Raw genomic sequence first — 7,547 nt, forward strand, 5'->3', positions numbered from 1 at the left:
AAAATTTATGTTCAATAATCGTTTGAACTCTGTAGATATAACAATTCCCTTATTTATAATTATGGGAATTACACAAATAGTTATTGGTAATTATGTTACTGCTGGTATATGGTTAATAATAGCTTTAGGACAATTTGTAGTACCTAGAGTGGGAGTTGCTAATTTAAATCAATTGCATCGACCTGAAGTAATATTTGTATGGTTGATGGTTGCAACATTGACCTGTTTAGTTATCTATCAAATTTATAGAGATGTGGTATTTTAAATTAGAGGTTGTTTAGATATCTTTACCAGTACTAACTCAATACTCTTTGGATAGTAATTCTTTGAAGTATATTTCACATAGGCTCAGAATGACGATGAAATGAGTAGTATTAGCAGCAACTTATGCTCAAATAGATAAGAATCATATTTGATTTTTGAAAATATACTGACACTTAAAAGCCCGTTTTATGAGGGTTTAATTTGAACTAATGTTGACAAATCAGACAGGAGTACTATAGTCAAATTATAGTTAATACCAGGTTGTGATACATAGTATTATTTGCTTGAAAGCTAGTTCAGCAGCGCTTAGATTCTAAACAATACTAACTTTGGCAACTTGGTATAAGATAAAAAATTATTCCACTTATAAATTGAGTGAGATAATTTTTATTTTTCAGTTACCAGCACTTCTGTAATTGACTCAAACTGATAATAATCCAGTTATAGATTCAGTTTTTTCCTTGAGCCATCCAGAGAATAATTCTGTAAGTATTTTAGTACGTATCTTGTCATCCAACTGGGAGTCAATTATTTCTTCTATAAGTATGATATGTACACCAGAAGATGTCACGATTGGCTTGATAAGCTGTGGTGGTTTAGCAGCAAATACTGCGGCAGAAATCTCTGGTTTCAAATCTTTACGGTATACTATTCCTTGATATCCACCTTGTCTGCGTAATTCCTTATCCTGGATGTATTTGTGAGCAACATCATAAAAACTTATCTCACCTTCTTTAATCGCATAGAAAAGTTCTATTGCCAAGTCTTCATCATCCAAGACAACTTCATACATTACTACACCAACATAGTCTAGTTGATGTTCAAAGAAATAAGGTTCGATTTTATCTGTGAATAGATGTTGGTTTAACTTACCAACAAGGATACCATTATAGACAATTTCTTCAAAATCATCTAAGGACAATCCATGTTTTTCTAGCCATTTCCAAGTATCTTCAGCACTGGTGAGTTTATTCATTAAGCGGAATAAGTCTGCTGCTTTTTGTAATTCTTCTGTTTCCACTGTGATATTAGCTTGTTCAAGGGTAGATATAATTACTTTGCGGCTAACAATCTGCTCAACTATCTCAGGAATTTTACAAGATAACTTGACCTGTTGAAGAATATCTTCGTTGGTAATAGTGATAGTTTGTAACATTATATATTTTACCTAATTTTGGTTAACACAATTAAAAATGAGAGAATAAGTCATTCAAACACGCTTTGCAAACGCAGTGAGGAGGGATTTTCTACAATTTCACCCCACCCTGCTGCAACTTCTTAAACGGGTCTAGCAGAAAATCAATAATCCGACGCTGACGGACAATTACCTCAGCTGTTGCCGTATCCCCAGGATGCAAAGGAATACACTTATCACGAGTGGGAAGACAATTTTGTTTGAGAGCAATTTCTAAGTCATAAGCTGCTACCTTTCCATTAGGTGTATCCACGTCTATGGTAGTAGGAGAAATCTGCGCTAAATTGCCTTCTATTACTCCGTAATCCTGAAAGGGATAAGCATCAAATTTTAACTTTACTGGCAATCCTTTTCGCAAAAAACCACTCTCAGTTGTCGCCATTTGCGCCCGAATTATTAAAGGCGAACCTTGGGGTGCAATTTCTGCAATCATTGTTCCTGGCTGCACTACAGACCCCGCCCGTTGTATTGGTAACTGAAAGACTCTACCATTCACGGTGGCTCTCAGCTCTCGTTGTCCTAACTGAAATTTTAACGAAACAATCTGACTTCTACTCTGAGCAATTTCTGCCTGAAGGGTAGTAATTTCTGTATCCAAATTCTTCTGTTGTTCATCAATTTTTAGCAGAGCCAGTTTGCTGGAACGAGTCAAAGTCTGATAACTTCTTTCCTGTTCTTTTAGTCGTAACTGTGCCTGCTCAATATCTGCATTTGCTTGGCGAATAGTCCGCTCATAACTACTCTGTTGTTCTACCAAACGTAGTTTAGCTTGCTGAATATCTGACTGATTTTGTTCGTATAACTGTTGCTTCTCTTTAGCTATATCTTGCTTCTGGACAACATTAATTTCTGGAACAACCCCGGACTGCCAAAGACTGTTATAGCGTTCAACTTCTCGCTCAGTACTCGCTAAACTACTGTTTACTAACTTATTTGCTGTTTGATTATGCTCAAGAGTTTGCCGCGCCTGATTTACTTGAGCTAATTTTTCGTCTTTTTGTAAGTCATAAGAATTCCTAAGAGCATTCATATTTTGTCGCACCTGGTCAATTTGAGCCTGCTTTTCTAACTCTTGAGATTGATTTTGTTGTTCTTGAGTTGTAAAAGATACAACTAACTGGCTTTTAGATGAATTTAACTGAGAAAGTCGATTTAATTGCCCCTCCAATTTATCCTGTGCCTGTCGCAATTCCGCCTTAGCTAATTCCGATTCCAACACCAATAAAGTTTGTCCAACTCTAACCGAATCACCCTCTTTTACCCGAATTTGAGCAACAGTACCGGCTACGGCAGCATCCAGCCTAACTGTCTTTCCCCTTGGCTCCATTCGCCCTGTTGCCGTACCAGTTTCATCCACTTTAGATAGCATCGCCCAAGGTAAAATGATCGACACAAACACCACCAAAAAATACAGTAATCCCCTTGTCCAAACCTGCGGTAAGCTATCAAGTAAATCCTTGGTTGCGTCAGCCCAATCATCAGTTGATCTAACTGGTGTTTGCTCCCTTAAAACTTCTTCGCTCTCTTCTACCTCATAAATTTGGGTTTTAACTCTTCCATTCAATGTGTTCGGCATGATTTTTCCTAATATCAATTTGGGATTTGGGATGTAGGTAGACAAGAAAAGCTTCCTCATTGTCCTCTTGTTTCAACCTGCAACACCCAACTGCTGATGATTGAGATAAAAATAATGTCCCCGCTTTGCCATCAACTCTTGATGAGTCCCACTCTCAATCAACACGCCGCGATCTAGCACTAAAATCAAATCTGCATTCCGCACAGTTGAAAGGCGATGGGCGATTACTAAGGTGGTTCTGTCCTTAAGAATTGTGTTTAAATTTGTCTGAATAATCCTTTCTGACTCTGCATCTAGATGGGAAGTCGCTTCATCCAAAACCAAGAGTTTGGGATTCCCTAACAATGCCTTGGCGATCGCAATTCTTTGTCGCTGTCCTCCAGACAACATCCCCCCTCCTTCACCAATCTGGCTTTCATAACCCATAGGTAATTTTTTAATAAACTCATCAGCACCGGCCAATCGCGCCGCTTCAATAATTTCTGCCAAAGTTGCCCCAGGATGTGCCAAGCTAATATTTTCCCGAATCGTTCCGCCAAACAAAAAAGTATCTTGGTCAACTACCCCAACCTGTTCGCGGAGAGAACGCAACGAAAGACTGGTAATATCATGCCCATCAATCAATACCTTGCCATCGGTGGGGGGATATAACCCCAAAACTAGCTTAGAAATCGTGGTTTTCCCCGAACCACTCCGCCCCACTAGGGCAACCATTTGCCCACTCTGTATTTCAAAACTGAGATTTTCCAAAACGTTGATATCACTTTCGGGGTGATAGCGAAATGTCACGTTGTCAAAGCGAATATTACCTTGAATCGGTGGTAAAGATTGCCGCGCCTGATGCTGCAAATCCTCTTCTGGTTCCGCATCCAACACATCATTAATGCGTTCCACTGCAATCACGACTTCTTGCAATTGATTCCATAAAACTGTTAATCGTTGGAAGGGTGTAATAATATTTCCCAACAACATATTAAATGCCACCAATTGCCCAATAGTTAACTCATTGTGAATAACTTGGTACGCCCCAAACCACAGCAAAAGGGTAGTTACCAGTGCTTCAATTGTGTTGCTGAATATTTGCAAGCGATTGCTGATAATTTGCCCAGAAAAGTTAGCTTTTACTTCTTTACTTAATAACTCTTCCCAGTGCCAACGCACTGTCTGTTCCACGGCTGTGGATTTAACTGTTCGCACACCAGAAAGGGCTTCAATCAGATAGCTACTTTCCTTAGCAACAGCATTAAAGATTTCCCTAGAAATCTTTTGTAAAAAAGGTGTGGCAATCAATGCTAATAAAAAGAAAGGCGGTACAATCACCAATACCAACAATGCCATTTTCCAGCTATACCAAAACATCAATCCTAAATAGATAAAGACAGTGACTAAATCTAGTAGGATGGATAATGCCTCACCAGATAAGAAGCGTTGGATTTTGCGGTTTTCCTGTACACGAGAGATAATATCCCCCACATAACGGGACTCAAAGTAACTCAAGGGTAGCCGCAGGGTATGGCGAATAAATCCGACAATTAGTGCTAAATCGATCTTATTGGCCGTGTGGTCTAACAGATATTGCCGCAACCCTGTCATCGCTACACGGAATAAACTAAAAATCAGCAACCCTAACCCCACTGCTGTTAAGGTTAGTTCAGAACGTTGTACTACTACGCGGTCTAAAATTAGCTGGGTAAATAAAGGGGTAACAAGTCCAAATATCTGGATAAATACCGAGGCAATAAATACTTCTAGCATCACTAAAGAGTGAGGCTTCATCAATTCAAAGAATTGCCAAAAGGGAGTTGTAGTTTCTTTGGCATCCTTTAACCAGGCTGTGGGTTGCAGCAGCAGTGTATAGCCAGTCCAGTTGGCTTTAAATTCTTGGTGGCTGAGGCTGCGTTGCCCAATGGCGGGGTCGGCCACAATGACATATTTGGGGGTAATTTCGTAGATTACAATGTAATGGTTGCCTTCCCAGTGAGCGATCGCAGGCAATTTTTGCTTGGCCAATTGGTCAAGACTCGCTTTCACCGGTCGCGTCGCAAATCCAATACTTTCTGCCGCCGCCGATAACCCCCGCAACGATGAGCCATTGCGGTCAACATTGGCGATATCCCGCAAGCGATTTACACTAAAGTTTTTCCCCCAATAGCGAGACACCATCACTAAACAAGCTGCACCGCAATCCGATCCACTTTGTTGGGCAAAAAACGGATAGCGCCGAATTACACGTTGCAATAAATGCCCGACTCGCTGCGTGGAGTTGGGAAAGTAGGCTTTGCTAATCTTTTTTTGGCGTGGCTCTACTGCTGGCGTTGACAAAATCTTTGTTTCGTGCAGCCGTTTGGAGTCAGATGGCAGTACTGGGGGGTTATCTGAGTCCTGTGGCGGATTACGGGATAGGGCTTTAGCCCATAAATGCTCCCGAATTTGGGGATATTTAGCCATTAGGGTCCACAATATTTCACCCGGAACAAAGCATAGTTGCAAATTGACTGAAGCCCTTGCTGCATAAGTTCTAAAGTCATCCTCCTTAAACAAGGTAAATTCTCCAAATGAGTCTCCCGTCTCTAAAGTGGCGATTAACTCATCGGTGTTATCTAGTAACCTGACTTTGCCAGCGATCACAATATATATACCGGACTGACCATCAGTTTCTTGCCAGAATTTGCCGACTTTTGGGTTGATAAATTTAACTTGTTGAAGACAGTGTTGAAATTCCTCTGTAGAAAGAGAATACCCCAGGGTTTTGTTGAACTGTTCCAGAGAAACTAACTGAGCAGATATATCTTGCGCCATAAATGTCAGAATCTTTTCCTATTTTTGCGAAGTTCAGTGGTAAAAATTCGGAATTATCTGGAATAGCTAACGATTTGAGGTCAGCAATCAGTATTTTGGAACCTTTAGCCTGCTCAATGCTGTTTATTTCCGCATTACTGGGTTTAGGTCGTGTGGATAATCCCATCTGTTTTAGTAGTCGCTTGATATGGCGATCGCTGACTTCAATTCCTAATTCTTTCGCCAGATGTTTCGCAAGCCAGTTTGCTGTCCACCGACGAAAACCATAGCCATGATCGCGAGGACTACTGCTAATTAGTTCCTTCAAACGTTCTAAATACTGGTCATTTACTGCCTTTGGGCGACCAATAGGGCAATCTTGCCATTGGTGTCCCATCCCAGTTCGGGCTATGTGTGTCCAATGTCTTGCTGTTGCTGCACAACATCCCAAGGTTTGACAAATCTCTATTTGAGTTTTCCCCTCATCCGCCAACAACATGATTTCAATTCGTTGCCGATAGGATTCAAGTAGATTTTTGTGCAAACTTTGTAGTAGCAGCTTCCTCTGAAATGGTGTTAAATACTTACCACTAGATGCACTTAAGTAGTTGGTTTCAGGTTTTGCTTGGCAATCGAACATAAACGTTGAATTTGTTGGTTTTTTATAGATTTACAAATCTCCAGCGCTTGATGCGTAATTTTGAAAGCACTTATAAAGGCTACTCATTAATGCAGTTTTTATACTAGCAGCGTACATAAAATTATGTATGCTGTTATATTATCTACATATCAAGCTACTAAATATCAAGCTACTAAATATCTTTGTAAATTCTGAAGGTTAAGGGCTAAATAAATTTTGATGAAATGTTGGGCTAAATACGCTAATTGCTGTCCTTATTACCCGGCAGGGACAGCCCTTGAAGATATTTGGTTGTCGCCCAGGTCTAAGTTTTGTTTTCTGTGCGAGACTGGGTTACGTAATTGGATGCCTAAGCCAGAAAGTCACCTCTCTGACTCGGCTACAAAACCGTGCATGAAACGTTAATTTCACACGGCTCCTCAGTGATTTGGTGCTTATCACCCACACCTCTAAATTCAGAGTTAAAAGGGATTACAGTTGAGATAATCCTCATCTATCTCTGGAACTATAACAGCAAATTTATCTGCTGCCGTTTTAGCATCATGGCAATGTCCATGAAGTAATTGAAGGTTGTCATAGCTATCCTTACCGCCTTTGGAGCGGGGGATTTTATGGTCGATTTCCATCAAGTCTTCATGGTGAAAAAACAGTCCACAATGAGTACACTTTCCTTTTTGCATCTTCAAAAGTGTTGCCATCCTTGTTGGCGCTTCAGGATGTTTACCCATTCTGGAACTCCAATACACCCAGTCACCATCAAATGGGCTACGGATTCCTTGCACTTGTATGTGTCTCACAATAGGAGTTTCACGGTGCTTGAATAAGCGAATCTTCTGGTTATGGGGTTTAAAAACCCAATTATCAGACCCTACAGTTTGCCAATACTTTTGACAACTCCATCGGGAAGATTTATTAGGGTGACGATGTTCTGCCCATGCTTTTAGTTGGCTGAATAATGTTGTATCAGCCTGATTAAATATGCGTTTACTGACGACACCTGAGTACCCGGATTTCTCACAAAGCCTGAGAAAAGAGGAGTCAAAAACTGCCAAAATGTCTATTGCACATGAATTCCAGCAGTTTTAAGCATGACC

The 7,547-nt window shown here is 40.3% G+C and carries 6 protein-coding genes; 1 reads left to right on the top strand and 5 read right to left on the bottom strand.

Annotated features, from left to right (window positions below):
• A partial coding sequence (locus V7K42_RS19850; RefSeq protein WP_334919032.1) for a hypothetical protein occupies positions 1-265 on the top strand: 265 nt, incomplete at its 5' end.
• A gap of 420 nt (positions 266-685) precedes the next feature.
• Here V7K42_RS19850 and V7K42_RS19855 read toward each other — a convergent pair.
• The 5 genes from V7K42_RS19855 to V7K42_RS19875 form a co-directional block, all read right to left on the bottom strand.
• Complete coding sequence (locus V7K42_RS19855; protein ID WP_334919034.1) at positions 686-1,420, bottom strand: peptidylprolyl isomerase; 735 nt, start codon at positions 1,418-1,420, stop codon at positions 686-688.
• 91 nt (positions 1,421-1,511) lie between these two features.
• Positions 1,512-3,035, bottom strand: a complete 1,524-nt coding sequence (locus tag V7K42_RS19860) for an HlyD family efflux transporter periplasmic adaptor subunit (protein WP_334919036.1) — start codon at positions 3,033-3,035, stop codon at positions 1,512-1,514.
• Positions 3,036-3,107: 72 nt separating this feature from the next.
• A complete protein-coding gene (locus tag V7K42_RS19865) occupies positions 3,108-5,834 on the bottom strand; it encodes a peptidase domain-containing ABC transporter (RefSeq protein ID WP_334919038.1) in 2,727 nt (908 codons plus the stop codon).
• Complete coding sequence (locus V7K42_RS19870) at positions 5,728-6,453, bottom strand: helix-turn-helix domain-containing protein (RefSeq protein WP_334919040.1); 726 nt, start codon at positions 6,451-6,453, stop codon at positions 5,728-5,730. Before V7K42_RS19870 ends, V7K42_RS19865 begins: the two co-directional genes overlap by 107 nt.
• Before the next feature lie 461 nt (positions 6,454-6,914).
• The gene (locus V7K42_RS19875) at positions 6,915-7,505 is read right to left on the bottom strand and encodes an HNH endonuclease (RefSeq protein ID WP_334919042.1); all 591 of its coding nucleotides are present in this window, start codon (positions 7,503-7,505) and stop codon (positions 6,915-6,917) included.
• Positions 7,506-7,547: the final 42 nt, after the last annotated feature.

The organism is Nostoc sp. (genome assembly GCF_036917455.1).
In the GTDB taxonomy this organism is placed as follows: domain Bacteria; phylum Cyanobacteriota; class Cyanobacteriia; order Cyanobacteriales; family Nostocaceae; genus Nostoc.

What these genes read in the sequence shown, in the direction of transcription:
- V7K42_RS19855 (WP_334919034.1), bottom strand. Translation starts at nt 1,420, where the DNA reads ATGTTACAAACTATCACTATTACCAACGAAGATATTCTTCAACAGGTC.
- V7K42_RS19860 (WP_334919036.1), bottom strand. Translation starts at nt 3,035, where the DNA reads ATGCCGAACACATTGAATGGAAGAGTTAAAACCCAAATTTATGAGGTA.
- V7K42_RS19865 (WP_334919038.1), bottom strand. Translation starts at nt 5,834, where the DNA reads ATGGCGCAAGATATATCTGCTCAGTTAGTTTCTCTGGAACAGTTCAAC.
- V7K42_RS19870 (WP_334919040.1), bottom strand. Translation starts at nt 6,453, where the DNA reads ATGTTCGATTGCCAAGCAAAACCTGAAACCAACTACTTAAGTGCATCT.